The organism is Microcoleus sp. PH2017_09_SFU_O_A (assembly GCF_020738625.1).
Taxonomy (GTDB): domain Bacteria; phylum Cyanobacteriota; class Cyanobacteriia; order Cyanobacteriales; family Microcoleaceae; genus Microcoleus.
Window position 1 is genome coordinate 1 of sequence record NZ_JAEQCF010000085.1, and the last position, 21,791, is coordinate 21,791.

A 21,791-nucleotide genomic window follows, 5' to 3' on the forward strand; every position below is an offset into this window, starting at 1 on the left:
TCAGCCGAGGCGGGTTAATCCGCTCGAAGTGAAAGCGAAAGGGGAGGGACTTGAAGCCTCCCATGTCATGTAATAGATGACTATACTTTTACCAGCTATGGATTACAATTACCGACAGGCGATCGCCCTCGTGGAACAATCCGATCAACTGGTTAACAAAGCTACGGCTGCGGCAGATTTTGAATATGGCGACACGAAAGTAAAACAAGCTCAAAAACACCTCGATGCTTTGCCGGTGTGGTTCCTCGGCTACTATCCAAAAACTTATTGCTCTTTTTCCGGCTGCACTTGGCGCTTTTCAGTCGATGAATTTCAAGCAGCCCGCAAAAATATCGGGCGGATGGATGCTCAAATTTTTCAGCAAAAAAATGCTTTTACTGAGTTAAATCAAGTCGAACAAACTCTCGACGCCGCGAAACAGCAGTACCAGCAAGCGAAAACTGCCGCCGACAGGCAAAAAGCGACTGGAAATTGGCAAAGTGCGATCGATCGACTCAATCAAATTCCCGCCGAAACCCTCGCCGGAGAAACTGCTAAGAAAAAACTCCAAGCAGCAGAAAGAGATTTTCAAGCAATGGGAGGAATCGCCACAGGTTCGGTACACGCCGACAACTTAATTGAAGCAGCCAAAGAATTTGCTCTTTCCGCCGCCGTCGCCTCGCAAAAACCGCCGCATCCAGCCGCCCAGTGGGAACAAATAGCAGGATTGTGGGAAGAAGGAATTAACCGACTGAAAATGGTTCCTGTGGATAATCCGGGCTATCTCGACGCTCAAACCAAACTCGCCCAATACCAGAAAAATTTAGGAATTTCCCAGATTAGACTCCAAGCAGAAAGAGATTCTGAAAAAGCTTTGCAAGAAGCTAAAAGCTTGTTTGCCAACTTGCAAAATAATGTAAATTCTCCCAGTCAAAATCCCAGTAACTCCCTCGGACAATTGCAACAGATTATCAATCAATTAGAATCTGTCAAACCTGGGACAACTGTTTATCCAGAATCTCAAAAATGGCTGCAATCTGCTCGAAAAAAACAGCAAGAATGGCAAAAGAAATAAAGTGTATTAGTCACAAACCTCGATCGCAATACCGCCAAATTTCCCTTCCTCGGCCCAACACTTGACCCCTTCAATATAGCAAAGGTGGCTGGGATACTCTTCTTTAGTATCCGCTACAATCGCCTCAAAACCGCCATTGAAGTCGTTAAAAAATTGTACCTTGCGCCCTTGACTGTCACAGGCTTTGCTACAGCAAGTCGAACATACTAGACGGGGATATCGATCCCAATATGGCGATGGGATGGAACAGATGGGACAGGGCTTAAATTGTCGATCGCTCATAAAAAGATGCAATTAAAAAATATATCGATTACCAAGTCGGATCGACATACAGATTAATTGTAACTTGCTTTTTCCCCGAAGGTATGCCGGAAATACAAGCACAAATCGCCTCCCCGTCATCAATTTCTACTTCGCAAGCGTGACAAGAACCCATCATACAACCAGTAGGAATAGAAACCCCTGCACGTTTGGCTACATCTAGCAAAAGCTCTCCCGCTTCAGCTTCCACTGTCACATTATCTGGCAAAAAAACAATCTTTGTCATGCAATTTTTCCTTTTGATATAATACCATTTTTACCAAGTTTCGCTCCGAAAAAGTTTGAGGTTTATTGATACTAATTATCAAGCACAGGTGCGTCGCTGTGAGATTTTTGGTACTTAGTTAGGTTTTTTCATGGCGACGCACCCTACGACTTTTGATGGGAATTATCAAGCTTTTTTATGGATACGCACCCTACGACTTTCTGGTTAAAAAAAATGTCATTCAAATTATAACCTCCGCTCTAACAAACAACTGTCAACTGTCAACTGTCAATTGTCAACTGTCAACTAACCTAAAATATGCTTGATATCTAAATGCTTTTCCACTGTATCTGCTAGAGTTTCTAACAGAGTTTCTCGATGTTCTCGGTAATTCGGAATACCTGTGGGCAATGCGCGGAGTCCCCGCTGTTGGCGCAAGTAATTTAACCAAGCCCGCCGCCAAGCTCCGTTGTCAAAGATGCCGTGCAGGTAGGTGCCCCAAACTGATTGAGAAGCGTTGACAATGCCTAAACTAGGATCGTCAAATAACGGTTGAGTCAAATCTGACTCGATCATTTGGGTTCTGCCTTGATGAATTTCGTAACCGGAAACGGGTAAACCCGGTTGAGGATAGTTAGATGTTACGATCCGCTGGCGGGCAATTTTGTTTGGTGCGATCGCAGTTTTCAAAGGCAATAACCCCAATCCTTTGAACTCTCCCTTTTCTCCCTCAAGGCCTTCTCTATCGCTGATACTTTCTCCCAGCATCTGAAAGCCACCACAAACTCCCATGACTGTACCGCCAGCTACTAAGTAATTTTTAATCGCTTCTGCCATGCCTGTTTGGCGCAGCACCTGCAAATCTGAAATTGTAGTTTTAGAGCCTGGTAAAATCACGGCGTCTGGATGGCCTAACGGGTCTTTGGGGCTGACATATTTGACTGTGACGGTAGTTTCCGACTCCAGGGGGTCAAAGTCGGTAAAATTGGAAATTCGGGGCAGGCGGATGACGGAAATATTCAAGTCGGTTTGAGAATTGGGAGAACGCCGATCGAGTAAATCGAGGGAATCTTCCGAGGGAAACACTTCATCTATCCAAGGAATTACCCCAACTACCGGGATTCCAGTCCTTTCTTCCAGCCAAGTCAAGCCCGGATCTAAGATCGATTTTTGGCCTCGGAACTTATTAATAATGAATCCTTTAATTAAAGCGCGCTCGTCAGGATCGAGCAATTCCAAAGTACCGATGATGTGAGCAAATGCGCCACCGCGATCGATATCAACTACTAGCAAAGTCCGAGCATTCAGATGTTTTGCTACCCGCATATTTGTTAAATCGCGGTGTTTGAGATTGATTTCTGCGGGGCTTCCGGCTCCTTCGCACACAATCATGTCAAATTCTTGCTTGAGAAATTCTAAAGATTCCCGAATAGCTTGCCAGCCGATATCAAAATACTGTTCATAATATTGAGATGCTCGCACATTTGCGATCGCCCGGCCCTTGACAATCAATTGAGAAGTCATATCTCCTTGCGGCTTGAGCAAAATCGGATTCATTTCTACCCAAGGTGCGATGCCCGCAGCCCAAGCTTGCACTGCTTGAGCGTAGCCAATCTCTCCGCCGGCGGCTGTGACATAGGAATTCAGTGCCATATTTTGACCTTTAAACGGAGTTACCCGCCAGCCTCGCCGAGAAAAGATTCGACACAATGCTGCAACCAGTAAAGATTTTCCTGCGTGAGATGTTGTTCCCACGACCATAATTGCTTTCATAATATTAAAGAAGGAAGAAGGAAGAAGGAAGAAGGAAGAAGGAAGAAGAAAGAAGGCAGAGGGAAGAAGGAAGAAGAAAGAAGGAAGAGGGAAGAGGGAAGAAGGAAGAGGGAAGAGGGAAGAAGAATATATAATAAAGAAGGAAGAAGGAAGAAGGAAGAATGTAGAAGAAAGAAGGCAGAAAGAAGAATGTAAAAATCATGATTTATGGGATTACAAAATTTGACCAAATAAATGGTTTTTTTATTGGCTCTAGGGGTGACAACGAATTGGTTTTGAGGGAAAACCACATTTGTCGCCACCCGCACCTAAGTCCTAAAAGGAAGACGGAAGAAGGTAGAAGACAGAATTAAAAAAATTCTGGTTTCTACCTTTTGCTTTTTGCCTCAAGATGACGGCTTATCTTCGCCGGATACATTCTCCGACTTGGATTCAGTGGCTGGTTTGGCAGGTGCGGCTAAATCGGGTTGTGATCCGTCAGAAGAGGGTTTTTCTTCTGTGGATTCGATCGAGATTGTTGATACTGAAACCGTTTCTACCTGAACGCTCAACCCTGCTTCTCCCGGTACTTCTATCTCTACAGGCGGTGCTGAAACGATTTCCACCACAGTCATTTCTAGAGATACAGCAGGGGTTTCTGCTTCCGTTACGCCTGCTGCTGCTTTGGGTTCACCAACCGCATCCGCAGGTGTTTCTTGAGCCAACGGCTTTGTCTGGGTTTGTGCCGGCGATCCGTCGTCTAAAATCGAACTTTCCCCTATTTTGGCAGAATTCGCCGCAGTTTCTGTTGCTATCAACTCGGCCATTGCTTCCACATCGGTGGGAAACGGCACTGCTTGGCTGGTTTCCGCAGTAGTGTTGCTGGTTTCGGATGCCACTTCGGCGGCAGCCTCGGCTAATTCTGATTCGAGAATCTGGTCGATATCCGGTGCAGGAATTGTCGTTACCTTAGATTCAGGAGATTCAGGTGCGATCGACTCCTCTGCTACTTTCGGCGTTGTCACCGGAGTATTTGCATCAGGCTTGTTTTTAGCTGCACCCCGTCCCAACATACCGCCGAGACTATTTTTGAGATTGCCAAACAGACTTCCGAAACCGCCTGATTTTTTAGCTGTTTTGGCAGGAGTTGGGTTTGCCTTTGGGGCTGCGGTTGCTGTCGCCGTTGGGGCTGCCGAAGTAGCATCAGACTGGGACTCTTTAGCTCTCGCCCTCCACATCTGGTCAAAATCGTCAAAATCGTCATCATCTTCAGTCTGCTTTTTGGCTTCTGGCTGAGCCTCTGCTGGCTCTACCGTTGGTGTGGCCGCAATTTCTGAAAATTCTAGAGGTGGGGGCAAAGGAGTGAAGTTGCTGGCTAATTCTGCTGGGGCTGGTGAAGTCTCAGGAAGAGCGTTTTCAACCGAAAACACGGGTATTTGTGTAATTGCGGGTGCGCTCTTGTCGGGAGTTTTTAAGTCAGGGCCGATCGCACTTTCGGGAATAATCTCAGCGATTGGCCCAGTCGCCGGTTGTGCTTCTACCTTAGCCTGGCCCTGATTCGCAGGTGCTGGAACAGCATCAGCTTTCGGTTTGGGCGATCGAACAAACTTCGGTTTTTTGGCTGCGGGTTCAGGTTTCTTACCAAACAAACCGGATAAAGGCCCGCCCATCGCCCCGGCCAAATTCGCCGCCTGAGGAATCGGCGTTTGCTGAGCGATCGGCGTCACCTGCCGGCGCAAAGTCAGAGTTTCCCACGCAAACCAGCCTAGCAGAGCCACACCCGCCATTTGACCAAGCAGGAGAGCACCCGTAATTCGCCCCGCACAAGTCCATAAAATTAACGCATAAAAAAGTCCTACCCCGCTCCAGGTAAAATCACTTTTCCGGTGAACCTCTGGAAAAAAGAAGGCCGCCATGTAAATACTAAAGCTGCCCAGACCGACCGCCAACGCCAGAATGTATGCAAGCATCTTGTCGGTACCTCCGCTGTGTCAAATAACTTCTACGCGCTAATTCTACCTTTGTGAGACACTCAACGGCTTCTTTCTCAAGGACAATTCCCGATTTGGAAGGAAGTTCGGCAAAGAATTTTGTACCGGATGTAACGGATTTAAAGGATTTAACGGTAGAAGTCAGAGGAAAGAAGCAAAAAGGAAGAAAGAAGAAGTCCCAGGAAATATTCCCTCTCACCCCCTCTCCCTCTCTCCCTCTCTCCCCTTCTCCCCCTCTCTCCCCTTCTCCCCTCTCCTCGATCGTGATATCTATCACTTAAGTATGTTGGTACGATCGCACCTGCCGTAGACGATGTTTTGTATGTTGTAGGTGTAAAAGAAGTTATGCCTTAGGGCATATGTATTGGAGACAATGCCATGTTTGAAAAACTGTTTTTAGCAGCGAGCTTAACCTTATTAGTTCAAATCTTTGCCGGAGTCGGCACTTCCGCGAAATTACCGGTAAATTTCGTATGGCGATCGAGCGATCGTCCGACACAAATCCAGAAACTGCCCCTGGTTACAGTACCTGCGAGCTTCAAGTCAAACGTCGAATCCTAACGATCCGTGCCAGATAATACGTGCAAGTGGGATTTATCGCAAGGCAGAGCCTGTCTAATGTTTTTTTTCAAGCTGTTATCTTTTCTATTTGACCAAGATTTTCACAGGTGGTACCCGCCACGTGATTTATCCGTGGAATCAATCCCAAATCGAAAATCGAAAATCCTCTCTTCCCCCGAATTTATCCGTGGGGTAAATCTAAAATCTAAAATCTAAAATCTAAAATCGATTGACTCTTCACAACTGATCGCTTTGTAGTAAGAACTTCAGTCCTCATTAAGACCGGTTAACAATAACGGAAGTGCTTGCTACAAACCCTAAATGAATAATGAGTAGCAACTCCGATATTAATTGCCATAAAATACTCAACAAATCTCAACATCAATTTGTGCAGTAAAAAGCTTCAAACCCAAAAAAATCTGTAATCCCGAGTAAAGCATCAAAATAGATCTACGATCGCGCTTGGGTTAATTTTTTTTGCGATCGCACAACCAGAAAGCAATTGCACTATCTGTTTTGTACAGAGTTTTGCTTCCGGGACTATCAGATCTGAAGCGTATTGATATATAATCGCCAGATGAAGCTCAAAGCTGATAACCACATAGACTGTTAAATCAAGGAAAGTGAAAATGGGACTTAGCGATATTCTTTTGAATGAAAACAAGAGAGACACTATTGTTGATGACTGTGTAAAGTTGATAGACAAACAAGTTGCAGCAGCACCGGGATTGGGCGGCCTTGCTCTGAAAGCTGCCTACTCTACCGTTAAGGGGATACGGGCTGACTATTGCGCCCAAGTCGTCGATCAACTTTTGCCCGAAATCTCGATCGCACTCGATCCAATGTGGGCTGAAGCCGTAAACAATGGCAACCCAGTCGCATATCTAACTGAAAGAAAAGCTCAAGTAGCAGATCAATTGCTCCAAATCAGTGACAAAAAAGCCGAAAACAGCACCAGAGCAGTTGTCAAAGGCGCCTATGGCAAACTCCGCCCCTCCGCTAAGACTTACGTCGAAAACGGCATCCCAGATTTAGCCGAAATTATTAATAAACATACCGCGAGCTAATGTTGAATAGGTGGGGATTTCCCGCCAATTGAATACATCTACTCGTTACCAGCAATTCCTGGTAAAACAGCCGTAGGGTGCGTCGCTTGAGAAAAATCCATAAAAAAATATCGACAATCTCATAGCGACGCACCAAACAAACATGATCAGACAAAAACACTTATTTTGTAGCATTACTTTGAAAAACTGGTACAGCGGTTCTCAGAAAGATGAGGTACGTTGTTGGGCTTCAGCCCTCTTAGTTGATAGTTTAGTGGTTATATAAGCTGTCAATCATACCTCATGTTTTGAGAAAGGCTATATTACTTTATTAGATGCCTCAGTACAAAAATTTTCTATTCACAAAATCATCAAAACTGACGCACCATAGCATCTTAAATTGTCTTATCCATTGCCAATTACCCACTGATTCGCCGCCAATATTTTTAAAATAGCCTCTCCAGTAATGCCCAACCCCAAAAACATTACCAACACCGCGCTAATTGCGGGCATAAATTTGACTGCTGCAATCTGTTTGGGTAGTTTATTAAAATGTTGTTTGGCGTAAACTAAGATTAAGCCGATCGCACTCAGCACCAAAGCCAATCCCAAACTAAAGGCCACCACCAGCGTCATCCCCAAACCAACATTTCCCAAAGCCGACGCGCTCAACAGCATCACCAATGCGGAAGGACAAGGCAACAATCCCCCGGAAATGCCCAACACTAACAAGCTTTTCCAAGTAATCGGAGAACCGTCCGATCCGGGTGGCAAATGTGAATGAAGACGGCCGTCTCCATGATGGTGGTAGTGCTGAGATATAGGTGGTTTGACAGGTTTAAATTCTCTTTCCCAAGTTCCCCTACTCAAAAGATTTACTGGTTCCTCAAGGTTCGTAGTAAGGACTTTAGTCCTTGGGTTTTTGTGGACTAAAGTCCTCACTACGAACCTGGTTTTTTCGATGAGGTGATTTAAGTCGATCTTGGTGCGGACTAAAGTCCTCACTACGAACCTGGTTTTGATTCTTTCTGAAAGTAATTTGATGCCGATGATTGCTACTAATAAGCCTGAGATTAAACTGAGCCAAGAATCGAGTTTTTCTGGCTCGATTAAGTTAGAAGCAAATAATGTAATTGCGCCGACAGAAAACACGCCAGCAGTGTGAGTAATTGTGGTTGTTGCTGCTAAAAATACAGCGTGTACTGGAGTAGCCCGCGAACCGACTAAATAAGCGCCGACTATTGTTTTCCCATGTCCGGGGGACATCGCGTGCACGCATCCCCAAGTAAATGCTCCGACTACTGCTAGCACCAAACTCCAACCTGACTCCCAGATTGATTCTTTTCCAGCTAACAAAAATTCTCGGTTTTGTGGCGTAAATACAATGCTTTTGACAGCACCAGCTTCGACAATTGTAGCTTGACAGCTAGCTGTCGGAACTCCGGGCAAAAACAAATTGTATTTAATCCGCAATTTGTTGTTTTTTGAAGTTACGTTAGATTCTGGCCAGGTGTAGTTTAAGATTAAGGTGCTATGGGTATTGGGCTGCTGGATTAAGCTGGCAGTTTTAGCTGCTATTTCTAGGGGTTTGACTGTAACCGATCCGGGAATTTTGCTACTGTTGGTGATGCTAATTTTTTGACCCAAAAACTTTTCTAGTTCTGTTTGATGATTTCTAACTTCTGCCAGTTGTAACTGTCCGTCTCCATTGTCGTCGGCGAATTTTGTTAAGCCTGTGGGAAAGGTTAATGTTATTTCGGTTTGTAAATCGTTTACGATGATTTCGGCTACTGATAAGTCTGACCAGTGCGAGTAAACTGGTTGGGTTGAGTTTGTACAAAATAGTAAGATTGTGAGCGAAAAAAGAATTAAATATTTTCGCGTTCTTTGCCAGTTTTTGTGCATGGTTGGTTCCGATTTTATGTGTTTGTGGCTAATTTCAAAATTCATAACTTCCCAAACCCAATGCTTGACGAGATCGACTATCAAAACTCGGATCGATTTCCTTTGCCTGTTGAAAATAAGCGCGAGATTCTGCATCTTTTCCTAAAGTCTTAGCGATCGCACCAGCCCGATAAAATATCCCTGCATCCCGAATTCCCGATCGCACAATGTCGGCCATCACCCGATCGGCTTTTTGCCATTCCCCAGCACTCGAAAGCGCCCAAGCGTAGATATCCAGCGTTACAGCATCCCTGCGGATTTTCACCTCTTCCTGCATTAACAACAGCGCTTCGGCGACATCCTGCGATCGCCCTTTTTCCAGCAACAAACTCGCCAAATCGCGCCGGTGCCCGAAACCGCCAGAAACCTGTTCCTGTCGCAGCCCAGCTTCTGCTTTGTCGCGCAATTTCGCCGAGGATCTCGCATCTCCCTGCAACTCCTTCACCCTCGCCATACCGCGATCCACCAGGCGATCGAACACCGTCGCAGCCCCGCCAGAATAGGCAGAAACCTTGCTGTAATTAGCCTCTGCTTCCCGATAATTTCCCTGGCGCGTCTCCAAATCCCCCAAATAAATCAGCGCTAGCGGGTATCGCGGAACCAACCGCAACGCTTCCAAAAATAGCGCTTTCGCCTGCACAAACTGCCCGCGACGGGCGTAAAATCGACCCAAGAGCGATCGAACTCGCGCCGATCCAGCAATCTCTCCCGGTTCCTCCGCAGCCATTGCTTGCCGGTAATCCTGCAAAACCTCCGCATCTCGCCCCTGCGACTCTCTCACTAATGCTCTTAATGTGAGAGAGCCTAAGTTAGGAATACGATTAACTAAGGCTTCTGCGGCTATACTTGCATTACTGATTTTTCCGGTGGCTAAGTGAGATGTAACCGAAAGGGCGATCGCATCTTCATTGTCAAAACCCACCTGTTTAGCAAAGCGCAAAGCAGTAGCAAAATCGTGTCTGGCCTCGGCAATTCGAGCTAAAACTAGCAGCGCGCCTTTGTTGTCAAAAGGCAAAAGGGCGATCGATCTTTCTGCGGCTTGTTCGGCTAATAAAAACCAACCACCTTCCCCAGTTACGCGAGCCATTTTCAAATAAGCACTCGCCAAAGCAGCCCGATTCAAACCGCTTTTTGAATCAACAGCCAATCGCTGCTGGTAAAAAGTAATTTCCTGCTGAATAGCTTCCTTTTGATTCGGATTCTTCCTCAAAGTTGCCGAAAACTGATAGCGGTAATTAGCATCGAGATTTGCCGTACTTTTATTAGCAATTTTTCCTGAGATTTCACGCAGATTGGGCAGCAAATTAACTGCGACAATGCCCACTATCGGCAGTCCGATGAGAAGCAACCACCAGAAAAGCTCAGATTTAGGTTTTTGTGATTTATTCGCTGTCATATTGTAGGGTGCGTCATTGTTCGATTTAGCACGAAAAACTACGATTTTATTTGATGACGCACCTGACGAATTGTGCGACTTGCGTCCAAATATCGGCTCGCGCTTGAGCCAAGGTACGTAGTTGCGCTTCAGCGCTCTTGATAAATATTAGGAAAGAGCGCTGAAGCGCAACTACATACCTATGACTATTAACTAATTCGGCAAAGCCAAATAAGGAAAATTCGGTTCTAACGGTTTGTGTCCCTGAGCCGGATTTCCAGGAGTTCCGTTATAAGAAACGTTATCGCCAACCGGAGAACCCACCAAAGCTCCCAAAGTGATATCAACAACATCGTCCAAAAGCAAACGACCTCCGATCAAACTTCCTTGAGAATTTGCCGCGCTACCGTAGCCGCTTGGCCTTGTGGTATCGATCCGCAGGACATCCGGTAAGAAAGCTTTGGCGATCGCATTTGCATCAACATTATCCTTACCGTCCAAAAGATCCACAGCATTGAGAGTAGCAACAGCTTCCTGGCGCACCGGAGCAGCAGCAGCACTCAAATCCAATCTCGGAGAAATAGTATTAAATGCCTCCATCAACTGGGGAGTAAGTACCAAACCCTCATTAATTGCAGGTCTCGCCAAACGCTCGAATTGTTTGAAACCACCAACTCCATCCCTCACAGAAATAGTTGACCAAACATCAAAAGTATTCGCGCCTGTTCCTGCTTGCAGAAATGCTTTTGGAACGCGCACCGTAATGGTATTAACGTTGTAACCCTTAGCAAAATCCAGCGCTTTACCCGGTTCCTTGAAACCGACTTTCGGCCCCGTTCCCAAAGCCCCAGCCCGGACTCTAAAAAATTGTTCCACATCAAAGAAAAACGGATCTTCCCGCAAACCTGCAAATACAGTTAAGTTAGAACCGCCCACAGGTACTTTATTCAAAACAGCATTAGAATTCAGCGGAGTTGTGGCAATTAAACCGCCATTAACAGTTGTCTTAGTAGTGGTCTGGGAGCCTCCGCGCACAACAGTGATCGCTACCGCTTGCATACCTTGATTGTTAGGCGGACTGAAGGCAAACCGCAAGATAATATCGGCGCGTCCGGTCGGTGTAGAATTTACATCACCTACCTGCGTGATGTGAAATTGGTAAAGGGCTGTGGTGCTGAAATAATATTGATAGCGGGCTACAGACCGAGGATTTGAATTCATTGTAAATACTAAATCCCCGTCCGCAGCGCCGGAGTTTTGATCTTTTTCGCGATAGACGTATAAGTCGGTTAAATTGACAGCACGACCTTTGATATCGACTTCGCCGTCGTCGTGGTCGGAAGCGGCAATTATCCCGGGAGTTAATACAACAATTAAAGCTGCTTCAATCGCTAATATGATTCGGCGAATTTTCTTGGTGAGTTTCACAGTTAGCACCTATCTTTTACTGAGAGTTTTACAAAAATTAATGGCAAATAACCCACCTTCGCAGGTTTTACTTTTGTCGCAACAGGTTCAACTTGTTAACCTGTCGGGTTTTTCGGAGGTTGCTGAGCCTTCTCGTAATTGGTATACGAAGGTTTTGCTATTTTGGATCTGTACAGCAAGATTAGGTATGAAAAACTATGCAGAGGTGATAAACTGCAATATAAATCGGGCAAATGACAATTCAAAGCATGAGAAAATTAGCCCGCAAAGGCATACTTACGATTGCATCCCCAATTCACTTACAATTATGTTCTATAGTGATATACGCCGAATATTTAATTTTGGATCTGTGCACTCAAAACAAAATTTTTTAGGTACACTGAGATGACAGGGGAAAAGTCAAGCGATGAATCGCTGCTGTTAGTGCAGATTGCCCAGAAAGACCAAGTAGCATTAGCTAAACTGTACGATCGCTACGGTCGTGCAAGTTTCGGTCTCGCTTACAAAATTCTGGGTTCGGTAGAAGAAGCTGAGGAAGTTGTGCTCGATGTTTTTTCCCAAATTTGGCAAAAAGCAGCAACTTACGATCCTAGTCGCTCTCGTGCGGATACTTGGTTGTTTATGCTTACCCGCAGTCGTTCCCTCGATCGCCTCCGAGTGTTGCAGCGAACAGTCCGCGCGGCAGACGCTTGTCTGGAAGATGCTAAAATTCCGTCTTCGCGTATTGCAGAACCGATGGAAGATGCAATGATCGAAGAACGCAGCGCCCAAGTCAAAGCAGCCCTAGAAAAACTGCCAGCAGAACAGCGAATTGCGATCGAACTAGCCTATTACGAAGGATTGACTTGTGTGGCAATCGCCTCTAAACTCGGTATCCCGACAGGTACTGTTAAAACTAGAATTCGGTTGGGAATTTCTAAGTTGCGCCAAACTTTGAGCGAAGAGTTTTAGATTGTCAAAAAAAACAAAATTTAAATTGTTTAATATCAATCTAAACCTATGGCATCTCCAATCTTCCATCTTTAGTGCAATGGCAAAAACAAATCTAAAATCTAAAATCTAAAATCTAAAATTGATAATGCCGGAGAACAGATGGAAATGATGCCAGACGAGGAGTTTAATATGCTTGCAGCGCTTCAAGCTCTCGATACCATGGATGAGTCAGAACGCAGCGCACTTGCCGAGAAATTGCAAGCATCCCCAGAACTTCAAAGTGAATTAGCGGCCTTTGAAACAGCAATTTCTGCGATCGCCTATACAGCCCCTGCCGTTCCTGTCGCGCCCGATCTCAAAAACCGTTTGTTCCAGCGCCTAGCGGAATTGCCAATGGTTACGCCACCAGCCGAGAACAATCCGCCATCTTTAATTGTGCGATCGCAGAATGTCAAATGGAGACCTTACTCAGTTCCGGGAATCTCGATCGGCAAGCTTTATCTTGACAAAAAAAAGCGCGAAATTACTTGTTTGATGAGGCTGGAACCGGGAGTAACTTTTCCCCTGCACCGACACGCGGATTCGGAGGAAGTATTTGTATTAGAAGGAGACTTAACTGTAGAAGGGGAAGTTTGCTATCAAGGCGATTATATTCGATCGGTTCCCGGTTCCATTCATTCACCAGTTACAGAAGGGGGATGTTTGCTGTTAATCAAATCTTCTACAAATAACGAAAGGCTCGTTTGAATCCATACCTAAATCTATTCTGGGACGGGCATCTTAATAGGAAAAATTGGATTAATATCAAATCCGATTTGATCATCCTGCATTCATCTCTATCTTATCTCTCTGTGCTCTCTGCGATCTCTGCGGTTAAATAATTCCGATACAACCGGAAACGATATAAAGCCGGAACTCCAGGACAAATTAAAAGAAGACGATTAATTAGTCCAATCCTCGGACTTCCTGGTAGAGGTCACTGTCAACTAAGAGGGCGGGCACTCTTGGCACCGCCCCTACAAACTGTCAACTGTCAACTATCAAAGGATAATGCCATGCTAAATTACTGGCGTTTAACTGCTGTGATATCCGCCGTTATTGTACAATTTGTCGCGGTCAAAAGTGCGATCGCCCAAGAACGCGAAGGCTGTTTTCTGGTAAACTCAGCGGGAGAAGTAATTAACTTAAACCAGTTGTGCGCGCCCCAAGAATCGGGAATAAAGCTAACAGGAGACGACGGGAAATTTATCGAAGACTACAAACGCTTAGCAAAAAGCTATTCTCCAGACGCCACAAACGCTTTACTGCAAGGAATTCAAAGTAGCCCCAGTCAAAAAATTGCTGCCGCTAAAAGGATCTGTGTCCAAGCGAAAGCGGGACTTTCTCTGCCGGAAGTTAAATTAAGGGCGATCGGACAAGCTGGTAGTATCGAAAATCCCACGGCTAAAGAAAGTTTTCTTGCCGATGCCGATATTATCACAACTCTTGCAGGCAATCATTATTGTCCAGAATTAGCCAGCAAGTAAGATTGTAAAATATTTAGAGACGCGGCAATCCCGCGTCTCTATTTGCAGTTAAAATATGATTAATATTCCTCTTGTCGCGCCACGACTCAGGAAATTACCCCGCATGAGATGAAACATTTAAAATCAAGTTCCGCTGATTTGCGGGATTTATTCAAAGACAGTATCACCGTTAAATACCTGGCGGAACCGCTAAAATCTGTGCCGGCGGGCGAAGATGCTGCTAAATTGCGATCGTGGATGGAGGCGCGCGATTTTGATGTGCTCGGGATCGAGGAAAACGGTACGGTTTGCGGCTATATAGAACGATCGCACTTAATGACAGGTAAGTGTAGCGACTACCAGCAAATCTTCCATCCGTCACAGTTAATCGCCGCCTCGACTCCATTGATGGAATTGTTACCGCTGTTGCGAGAAAAACCGAGATTGTTTGTCTTGGAAAGCAACCGCATCAACGGGATTGTCACCTGCGGCGATTTGCAAAAAGCGCCGGTACGGATGCTGCTGTTTGGATTGGTGACGCTGCTGGAAATGAATTTATTGCGGATTGTGCGGATCTATTTTCCCCAAGATTCGTGGCAGAAGTTGCTGAAGGGCGATCGCATTGTAGCAGCAAAACACCTGTGGGAATTGGGGCGATCGCGAAATGAGGCCATAGACTTGATCGATTACCTGCAATTCTGCGACAAGCGAGATTTAATCCTGACGAATGCCGAAATAGTCGATCGGCTGGGGCTCAAATCCAAACGTTACGGGGAGCGTTTTTTAAAGTCAGCAGAAGCATTGAGAAACAAATTAGCACACGCCCAAGACTTAATCAACGGTTCTTCGTGGCCGGAAGTAATTCTTCTCGCCCAGGAAATAGAAGCACTTTTGCAGCGGTGTGAAGAAATTGAAATTTCTCTATGAAAGAGCGCTGAAGCGCAACAACAAAGGTACGTAGTTGCGCTTCAGCGCTCTTTGCTTATATCTATGAAAAAGCGCTGAAGCGCAACAACAAAGGTACGTAGTTGCGCTTCAGCGCTCTTTGCTTATATCTATGAAAAAGCGCTGAAGCGCAACAACATACAAAGGTTCGATCTAGTTGGTAATTTTCAACTTCCTATTAGTATACTGAGGAACCCACCCTTGAGCAGTGGTGTAATACTGCACAGCTTTCAAGTACAGCAACGGAGTAAGATAAAACCAATGTTCTGTATTAGGAGGCACTTTAATATATTCTTCAGCTTGCAACATTAATTGTACCTGAGAGCCGTTAGGATAGACAAACCCAAAAACACATTCCCCAGCTAAAACGTGCAGAACTTCGGCATCTGCGTGAGTGTGAGTGCGATCGCTTTGAGTCATCAGCGGGTAAATCTGTGGCGAACCCGGATGCAGCACTTTTAAGTCGCACCACTGACAGCCGCTGGCGCGCTTGAAGTATTCAAACTCGGTTTTAAATGCTGCGAGAATGTGCTGTTTTTCTGTGACATTGAGAATGTCTTGCAGTAGAATTTTTTTAACCGCAGGATTTTGCTGATTTGGCAGGCGATCGAGCTCAATATTTAAAACAGCCAGTTGGCTGGCGATCGCCTCGATATCGGTATATGTCCTACCGTTTTCTAGTTGCAGAACAGCCATATTACATCACCTATTAATTTCGCTTAGAAGAGAATTTAGTTGCCAGTTTCTATATACTGTTGTTACAGACTAAATTCCTGCTTGTTTTCCATAATAGCCGATCGCTAAAGTTAGATGTTTTTCGTTATATTTTATTAAACATTTACCATACTTTAATTGTCAAATTTTAACTTTTATTTAATAACCTTGAGAGTAGAGAGTTGGGTGCTTGTGGCGCACCTTACAAAACTCAAAACTTTTAAACGAGCATTCCCGCAATACAAGCAGTCATGAAACAAGCCACAGAACCAGCAATCATCGCCCTCACGCCCAACCGAGCCAAATCACCCTTGCGCGATGGCGCCATCCCACCAATCCCCCCAATTTGAATCCCGATGGAACCAATATTAGAAAAGCCGCACAAAGCATAAGTCGCAATAATTACCGATCGTTCCGAAATCGCCTGTTGCTTCACCAATTCCATCAAATCCAAATAAGCAATAAACTCATTTAAAATCGTCTTCTTCCCCAAAATAACTCCTATTTTTCCACAATCCGCCCAAGGCACGCCCATCAGCCAAGCCACGGGAGCCATCAAATAAGAAAAAATCCATTCCAGCGACAACTGAGGCAAACTAATCAGCCCGCCAAACCAACCCAAAAGTGCATTAAAAAATGCTAACAAACCCAAAAAAGCTATCAGCATTGCCGCCACATTTGCGGCTAACTTCAAACCGTCGCTAGCACCAGAAGCCGCCGCATCCACGGCATTAGCATAAACCTGTTCCACCTTAATTTCTACCTCGCCAGCAGTCAGGGACTTTTCAGTTTCTGGGTACAGCAATTTAGAAATAGCCAAAGCAGCCGGTGCCGACATCACCGACGCAGCAATTAAATGTTGAGGAGACACACCAAAAGAAATATAAGCCGCCATGACTCCGCCAGCAATTGTCGCAAAACCCCCCGTCATCACAGCGTGCAGTTCCGAGAGAGTCATCGTCGCTACATAGGGTTTAATTAATAGTGGCGCTTCTGTTTGTCCGACAAAAATATTGGCAGCACAGGAAAGAGTTTCTGCACCGGAAGTTTTCATGGTTTTAATCATGCACCAAGCAACTGCCTGCACCACCCGCTGCAAAATCCCGTAGTGATAAAGTAGGGTGATAAACGAAGAGAAAAAGATAATAGTGGGCAGGACTTTAAAAGCGATATAGTGGTCGGTAAATTTATCACCAAATACAAACTTTGCCCCAGCATCAGAAAAATTCAGAAATTGAGTGACTAAATCTCCCAAAAATTTAAATGCCGCCAAACCCGGAGCAGTTTTGAGAATCAAAATTGCAAAAATTAGCTGCAAAGCAATTCCCCACAGTACGGGCGGCCACTTAACAGCCCGTCGATCGACTGAAAAGGCGTAGCACAAACCGACAAAAACCCCTAACCCCAACACAGAAATAAGTCTTTCCATTTCAGTCACATTCCCTTATACTTAAAGATTAAAGCTCAAAATTACGGCGCAGCCTAAATTGCTGCTACTTTTATGCCTCTACCTATAGTTGCTATTATTGGACGCCCCAATGTAGGCAAATCGACGATCGTCAACCGTTTAGCCAACAGCCAAGACGCGATCGTCCACGACGAACCGGGAATTACGCGCGATCGCACGTACAGACCAGCATACTGGGGCGATCGCGAATATCAAGTCGTAGACACCGGCGGGCTAGTATTCGATGACGAGACCGAATTTCTGCCATTAATCCGCGAACAAGCAATGGCGGCGCTTGCAGAAGCCAGTGCGGCCATTTTTGTAGTAGACGGAAAAACCGGACTCACCGGCGGCGACGAATCCATCGCCTCTTGGCTGCGAGTGCAAAAAGTCCCCGTCATTCTCGCCGTCAACAAGTGCGAATCGGAAAATACCGGACTCACCCAAGCAGCAGACTTTTGGACATTGGGACTGGGAGAACCTTACCCCATTTCCGGGATTCACGGTAACGGTACCGGTGAATTGCTAGACCAATTAATGACTTACCTTCCCACAGAAGTAGAGCCAGAAGTAGATGAAATCAAAGTAGCAATTATCGGTCGTCCCAACGTCGGCAAATCGAGTTTGCTAAACGCATTTCTCGGAGAAAACCGCGCCATCGTCAGCCCAATTTCTGGCACAACCCGCGACGCAATTGACACCATAGTAGAACGCAACGGTCAAACCTACCGCCTGATCGACACAGCCGGAATTCGTAAAAAGAAAAACGTCGAATACGGCGCCGAATTTTTCGGAATCAACCGCGCTTTCAAAGCCATCCGCCGGGCAGATGTCATACTGCTAGTAATAGATGCAATTGACGGCGTTACCGACCAAGATCAAAAATTAGCCGATCGCATCAGCCAAGAAGGTCGAGCCTGCATCATCGTCATCAACAAATGGGATGCCATAGAAAAGGACAACGACACCATCTACGAGTACGAAAAAACAGCAAGAACTAAACTGTATTTCCTCGACTGGGCAGAAATGATCTTTGTCAGCGCCATGAGCGGACAGCGAGTTGAAAAAGTGATTGAATTAGTAGACAAAGCCTCCGACGAACACAAGCGTCGCGTTGCTACCGCCGTCATCAACGAAGTCATAGAAGAAGCCACAACCTGGCACTCAGCACCAGTTACCCGCCAAGGAAAACAAGGCAAAATCTATTACGGTACTCAAGTGCGATCGCAACCACCGACAATCGCGCTATTCGTCAACGATCCCAAACGATTCACCGAAAACTACCGCCGCTACATGGAAAGCCAATTCCGCAAACACCTCGGCTTTACAGGTACACCAATGCGGCTGCTGTGGAGAGGCAAAAAAGTTCGCGCCAGCGAAGTCAGCACCACAAACAGAGCACTGCGCGTGAAGTAATTCCAGACTTGAGATTAAAGAAAAAACGCAGTTTAATGATATAAGCAAATTGCGTTTTTTTCTTTTCTCTTCCTTCGTTCTCTTCCTTCGCGTCCTTAGCGTCTTCGCGGTTCAATAAATTGATATTCTTAAAAATCTAAAATCTAAAATCTACAACATGGATTTACTGCGATCGCTTCCTATTGGACTTTATCTAGAACAACCCGTAACTTGGCTGCACCGGCTAGACTCCCGCGTCAAACTAGCCTGGTTGATGACATTTCTAATTGCGCCCATACTCGCCAATCCAGTTTGGCGGTTGATGCTAGTAGTAATGTTAATCGTACTGACACTAAGCGCAGCCATTCCCTTCCGTGTCTGGAAACAGCAAATGGGACTGCTGCTGCTATTCTGCCTTTTAGTATTTTGCCTCAGCGCGATCGCCCCCGACGCACTTCCCTCAGAACATCAGCCCCGCATCCCCGCCGACGAATTAACCTTTTCCCAACAACCCGCAACCCTTCCACCCGCTCAGAATCCCAAACCCTGGTACAAACCTTTTAACTTAGGCTCAAACTCTCCAACCCAAAATCCTCAAGTTCAAACCCAAAATAAACTCCCCCAACCCACAAACTACAGTTACGTTTTATTCAAACAAGGCCCCGTTAAAATCACCCGCAAATCCTTAGATTTAGCTATCAACGTCAGCACCCTATTTTTCACAGTAATTTACAGCACCAACCTCTATCTCCTCACCACAGCCAGCGAAGAAATCACCGCCGCCATCGAAAACTTAATGCAGCCGCTGCGCCGCTTGCGCTGGCCTGTCACCGAAATTGCCCTAACATTAACGTTATCTTTGCGGTTTATTCCCCTAGTATTGGAAGAAATACAAAATTTAGTGCGATCGGTCAGCACTAGAGCGATAAACTGGAAAAAACTCGGATTTCGCCGTGCCTCTCAAGTTTGGTTGACGATCGCCGAGAGGCTGTTAGAAAACTTGCTGTTGCGAGCCGAACAAATAGCTAGCGCGATGAAAGTTCGCGGCTTCACCAGTCCCGATCGACACCGCGTAGAATGGCATCAGTTGCACTTCAAAATCCGAGACTGGATCGCCCTCGGCTGCTTGCTCGCCCTCTGGAGTGCCCGCTTGGCTTGGGGTTGGGACAGTTGAGAATTGGGAATTGGGAATTGGGAATTGGGAATTGGGAATTGGGAATTGGGAATTGGGAATTGGGAATCAATGATTCCACAGTGCTGCTAAAGTAATGGATGCAAATATTTAGAGATCCAAGACCTTGAACATCTATCTTGGGACAGATATAGTATATGTTCCGCGCATTCAAGCTGTATTAGACCGGTTTGGCGATCGCTTCCTGGAAAAAGTTTACACCCCGGCCGAACAAAGAGACTGCGGACAACTAAATTCTCAAGACAGCAGCATTAAAGGTAAAATGAACCGAGTTTCCTGCAACCAACTAGCGGGGCGATGGGCAGCAAAGGAAGCTGTTGTCAAAGCTCTAGGCACGGGATGGCGGGGAATACGGTATGCTGATGTCGAAATTCAGCGCTCCGAAAACGGTGCTCCTAACGTGCAACTGCACGGAACCGCCGCAGCACAAGCCTCTGTTTGGGGAAATTGTCAGTGGCAGTTGAGCCTCAGTCACGATGGAGACTATAGCATGGCTACCGCGATCGCCCTTTGCACCCCGCGATCGAGCGAAACTCAAATCTAAAATCTAAATCTTTAATCTAATATCGATCGATTGTGAGAGTGAATGACTACCGAAACCTACCTGAATCATCCAAACTTTGGCCTCCTCTTCAGGGTATCCCAGGTTGAAGACAGCCAAGAATTATTTACCACCCTATACGCCCAGCGCCTATTTTTCTTAGTAACCAACGGCCCTGGCGGCCTCAGATTCGATCCTATCAGTCGCTCCGACGCTCGCCTCATGGTCGAAATTCGCCTGCGAACCCTCCGTCGCAGCGGTCAATATCAGGAGTACGACCAATTGCAGGTCATTCACCAGCGCACCTTTCAATAGCCAAAATCGGTAATTGGCAATCGGTAATTGGTAATCGGTAATCGGTAATCGGTAATTGGTAATTGGTAACTTGGTAATTGATATCTGTCTTAATTGTCCTGCCCTACTGTCAAGAGCGTTGAGTACCCATGACCATTGCCTCTCGAATTAACAGCATTCGCCAACACTTGCCAGAATCAGTGCGGTTAATTGCCGTTACCAAACAGGTACCGACTGATGCTATCCGCCAAGCCTACGACGCGGGCATCCGAGATTTTGGCGAGAGCAAGGTTCAAGAGACTGCCGAAAAACAAAGCCAACTGCAAGATTTGCCGGATATCAACTGGCACTTGATCGGCCACTTGCAAGCCAACAAAGCAGCAAAGGCCCTAGAGCATTTCCAGTGGATTCACTCTATCGACAACTTAAAACTGGCTCAGAGGCTTTCGCGCATAGCTGGCGAAATGTCCTGCTCCCCGCAAGTCTGCCTGCAAGTGAAAATATTGCCAGATCCCGACAAATACGGGTGGAGCGTCCCCGAACTTCTTGCCGACCTCTGTGAACTCAATAAATGTCAGCATATCAAAATTCAAGGTTTGATGACAATACCTCCGGTGGGATTAGATGACTCGCAAATCCTAGAATTGTTTAACAGCACCCGCGAACTTGCTGACAAAATCCAGCAGCAAAATTTGCCAAACATTCAAATGCAGCAGCTCTCCATGGGGATGTCGGGAGATTATCATTTGGCAATTCAAGCAGGTGCTACTATGGTACGGCTAGGACAAACCTTATTTGGCTCTAGGAGGGGATAAATTGTTCAAATCTTCTGATAAGCACAACTTAGGTTAAATATAGAGGTTAACTTACAGGGCGAAATAGTTACCTAAACTTAATCAAAGCTTACTGGAAAAGATAAGTCTAGAATTGATATATAGCGGTTCTCAGAAAGATGAGGTACGTTGTTGGGCTTGGGCCCTCTTGGTTTCAGTGGTTATATAACCTGTCAGTCATACCTCACCTTTTTGAGAAAGGCTATAATATCTGCTATGCCGAAAACCAAGGCTCAATTATCCGGTTTGTAAACCGCAGTTCTGTCAGTACTAGCCAGCCTGTTAAGGTCGAGAAGGAAGTCCACAACTCGTTAA

General features: G+C 45.8%; 22 protein-coding genes. 13 read left to right on the forward strand and 9 right to left on the reverse strand.

The window, feature by feature from the left end; genetic code table 11:
* The first annotated feature begins 97 nt into the window (after nt 1-97).
* On the forward strand, nt 98-1,054 hold the full coding sequence (locus JGK16_RS26105) for a hypothetical protein (RefSeq protein ID WP_293203480.1): 957 nt from the start codon (nt 98-100) through the stop codon (nt 1,052-1,054).
* A 6-nt stretch (nt 1,055-1,060) separates the two neighbouring features.
* Here the strand turns inward: JGK16_RS26105 and JGK16_RS26110 are convergent, their stop codons facing one another.
* The 3 genes from JGK16_RS26110 to cobQ all read right to left on the reverse strand — a co-directional run bounded on the left by JGK16_RS26110 (nt 1,061) and on the right by cobQ (nt 3,353).
* Nucleotides 1,061-1,336, reverse strand: a complete 276-nt coding sequence (locus tag JGK16_RS26110) for a hypothetical protein (RefSeq protein ID WP_293185558.1) — start codon at nt 1,334-1,336, stop codon at nt 1,061-1,063.
* 28 nt (nt 1,337-1,364) lie between these two features.
* Entirely contained in the window at nt 1,365-1,601 is a 237-nt protein-coding gene (locus JGK16_RS26115) for a 2Fe-2S iron-sulfur cluster binding domain-containing protein (RefSeq protein ID WP_293185560.1), read from the reverse strand.
* A gap of 285 nt (nt 1,602-1,886) precedes the next feature.
* A complete protein-coding gene (gene cobQ / locus JGK16_RS26120) occupies nt 1,887-3,353 on the reverse strand; it encodes a cobyric acid synthase CobQ (RefSeq protein WP_293185562.1) in 1,467 nt (488 codons plus the stop codon).
* On the opposite strand from cobQ, the gene JGK16_RS26125 reads away from it, so the two are divergent.
* Nucleotides 3,318-3,548 (forward strand): hypothetical protein, encoded by a 231-nt coding sequence (locus JGK16_RS26125; RefSeq protein WP_293185564.1) that lies wholly within the window; start codon nt 3,318-3,320, stop codon nt 3,546-3,548. The genes cobQ and JGK16_RS26125 overlap by 36 nt on opposite strands.
* Nucleotides 3,549-3,739: 191 nt before the next feature.
* Here the strand turns inward: JGK16_RS26125 and JGK16_RS26130 are convergent, their stop codons facing one another.
* Entirely contained in the window at nt 3,740-5,302 is a 1,563-nt protein-coding gene (locus JGK16_RS26130) for a Ycf66 family protein (protein WP_293185566.1), read from the reverse strand.
* Nucleotides 5,303-5,701: 399 nt separating this feature from the next.
* Here JGK16_RS26130 and JGK16_RS26135 point away from each other — a divergent pair, with 399 nt between their 5' ends.
* Nucleotides 5,702-5,884, forward strand: coding sequence for a hypothetical protein (locus tag JGK16_RS26135; protein WP_293193213.1), 183 nt, complete (start codon nt 5,702-5,704; stop codon nt 5,882-5,884).
* A gap of 629 nt (nt 5,885-6,513) precedes the next feature.
* Nucleotides 6,514-6,951, forward strand: coding sequence for a hypothetical protein (locus JGK16_RS26140; protein WP_293185569.1), 438 nt, complete (start codon nt 6,514-6,516; stop codon nt 6,949-6,951).
* A 384-nt stretch (nt 6,952-7,335) separates the two neighbouring features.
* Here the strand turns inward: JGK16_RS26140 and JGK16_RS26145 are convergent, their stop codons facing one another.
* The 3 genes from JGK16_RS26145 to JGK16_RS26155 form a co-directional block, all read right to left on the reverse strand.
* On the reverse strand, nt 7,336-8,835 hold the full coding sequence (locus tag JGK16_RS26145; protein ID WP_293203482.1) for a sulfite exporter TauE/SafE family protein: 1,500 nt from the start codon (nt 8,833-8,835) through the stop codon (nt 7,336-7,338).
* 34 nt (nt 8,836-8,869) lie between these two features.
* Nucleotides 8,870-10,270 (reverse strand): hypothetical protein, encoded by a 1,401-nt coding sequence (locus JGK16_RS26150; protein ID WP_293193215.1) that lies wholly within the window; start codon nt 10,268-10,270, stop codon nt 8,870-8,872.
* Between the two features lie 192 nt (nt 10,271-10,462).
* Nucleotides 10,463-11,677, reverse strand: a complete 1,215-nt coding sequence (locus JGK16_RS26155) for a DUF4331 domain-containing protein (RefSeq protein ID WP_293185573.1) — start codon at nt 11,675-11,677, stop codon at nt 10,463-10,465.
* A gap of 384 nt (nt 11,678-12,061) precedes the next feature.
* Between JGK16_RS26155 and JGK16_RS26160 the strand changes: the two genes are divergently transcribed.
* From JGK16_RS26160 to JGK16_RS26175, 4 genes are all read left to right on the forward strand, one after another.
* Complete coding sequence (locus tag JGK16_RS26160) at nt 12,062-12,628, forward strand: sigma-70 family RNA polymerase sigma factor (RefSeq protein ID WP_293185575.1); 567 nt, start codon at nt 12,062-12,064, stop codon at nt 12,626-12,628.
* 147 nt (nt 12,629-12,775) lie between these two features.
* Nucleotides 12,776-13,357, forward strand: a complete 582-nt coding sequence (locus JGK16_RS26165; RefSeq protein ID WP_293185577.1) for a cupin domain-containing protein — start codon at nt 12,776-12,778, stop codon at nt 13,355-13,357.
* A gap of 308 nt (nt 13,358-13,665) precedes the next feature.
* Nucleotides 13,666-14,136 carry a hypothetical protein gene (locus JGK16_RS26170; RefSeq protein ID WP_293193216.1) on the forward strand — a complete coding sequence of 157 codons (471 nt, stop codon included), beginning with the start codon at nt 13,666-13,668 and terminating at the stop codon, nt 14,134-14,136.
* 108 nt (nt 14,137-14,244) lie between these two features.
* Nucleotides 14,245-15,042, forward strand: coding sequence for a hypothetical protein (locus tag JGK16_RS26175; RefSeq protein ID WP_293185581.1), 798 nt, complete (start codon nt 14,245-14,247; stop codon nt 15,040-15,042).
* A 171-nt stretch (nt 15,043-15,213) separates the two neighbouring features.
* Here JGK16_RS26175 and JGK16_RS26180 read toward each other — a convergent pair whose 3' ends face one another.
* Together JGK16_RS26180 and JGK16_RS26185 are read right to left on the reverse strand one after the other, a co-directional pair.
* Nucleotides 15,214-15,756, reverse strand: coding sequence for an acireductone dioxygenase (locus JGK16_RS26180; RefSeq protein WP_293193217.1), 543 nt, complete (start codon nt 15,754-15,756; stop codon nt 15,214-15,216).
* Between the two features lie 238 nt (nt 15,757-15,994).
* On the reverse strand, nt 15,995-17,203 hold the full coding sequence (locus tag JGK16_RS26185) for a NupC/NupG family nucleoside CNT transporter (RefSeq protein ID WP_293193218.1): 1,209 nt from the start codon (nt 17,201-17,203) through the stop codon (nt 15,995-15,997).
* Nucleotides 17,204-17,275: 72 nt separating this feature from the next.
* Here JGK16_RS26185 and der point away from each other — a divergent pair, with 72 nt between their 5' ends.
* The 5 genes from der to JGK16_RS26210 all read left to right on the forward strand — a co-directional run bounded on the left by der (nt 17,276) and on the right by JGK16_RS26210 (nt 21,458).
* Complete coding sequence (gene der / locus JGK16_RS26190) at nt 17,276-18,637, forward strand: ribosome biogenesis GTPase Der (RefSeq protein ID WP_293185585.1); 1,362 nt, start codon at nt 17,276-17,278, stop codon at nt 18,635-18,637.
* A 157-nt stretch (nt 18,638-18,794) separates the two neighbouring features.
* A complete protein-coding gene (locus JGK16_RS26195; RefSeq protein ID WP_293193219.1) occupies nt 18,795-19,790 on the forward strand; it encodes an energy-coupling factor transporter transmembrane protein EcfT in 996 nt (331 codons plus the stop codon).
* Nucleotides 19,791-19,914: 124 nt separating this feature from the next.
* Nucleotides 19,915-20,352: a holo-ACP synthase gene (acpS, locus tag JGK16_RS26200; RefSeq protein ID WP_293185589.1), complete on the forward strand. Its 438-nt coding sequence runs from the start codon at nt 19,915-19,917 to the stop codon at nt 20,350-20,352.
* A 42-nt stretch (nt 20,353-20,394) separates the two neighbouring features.
* The gene (gene pipX, locus JGK16_RS26205; RefSeq protein WP_293185590.1) at nt 20,395-20,664 is read left to right on the forward strand and encodes a transcriptional coactivator PipX; all 270 of its coding nucleotides are present in this window, start codon (nt 20,395-20,397) and stop codon (nt 20,662-20,664) included.
* Between the two features lie 128 nt (nt 20,665-20,792).
* Nucleotides 20,793-21,458, forward strand: coding sequence for a YggS family pyridoxal phosphate-dependent enzyme (locus JGK16_RS26210; RefSeq protein ID WP_293185591.1), 666 nt, complete (start codon nt 20,793-20,795; stop codon nt 21,456-21,458).
* Nucleotides 21,459-21,791 lie beyond the last annotated feature (333 nt).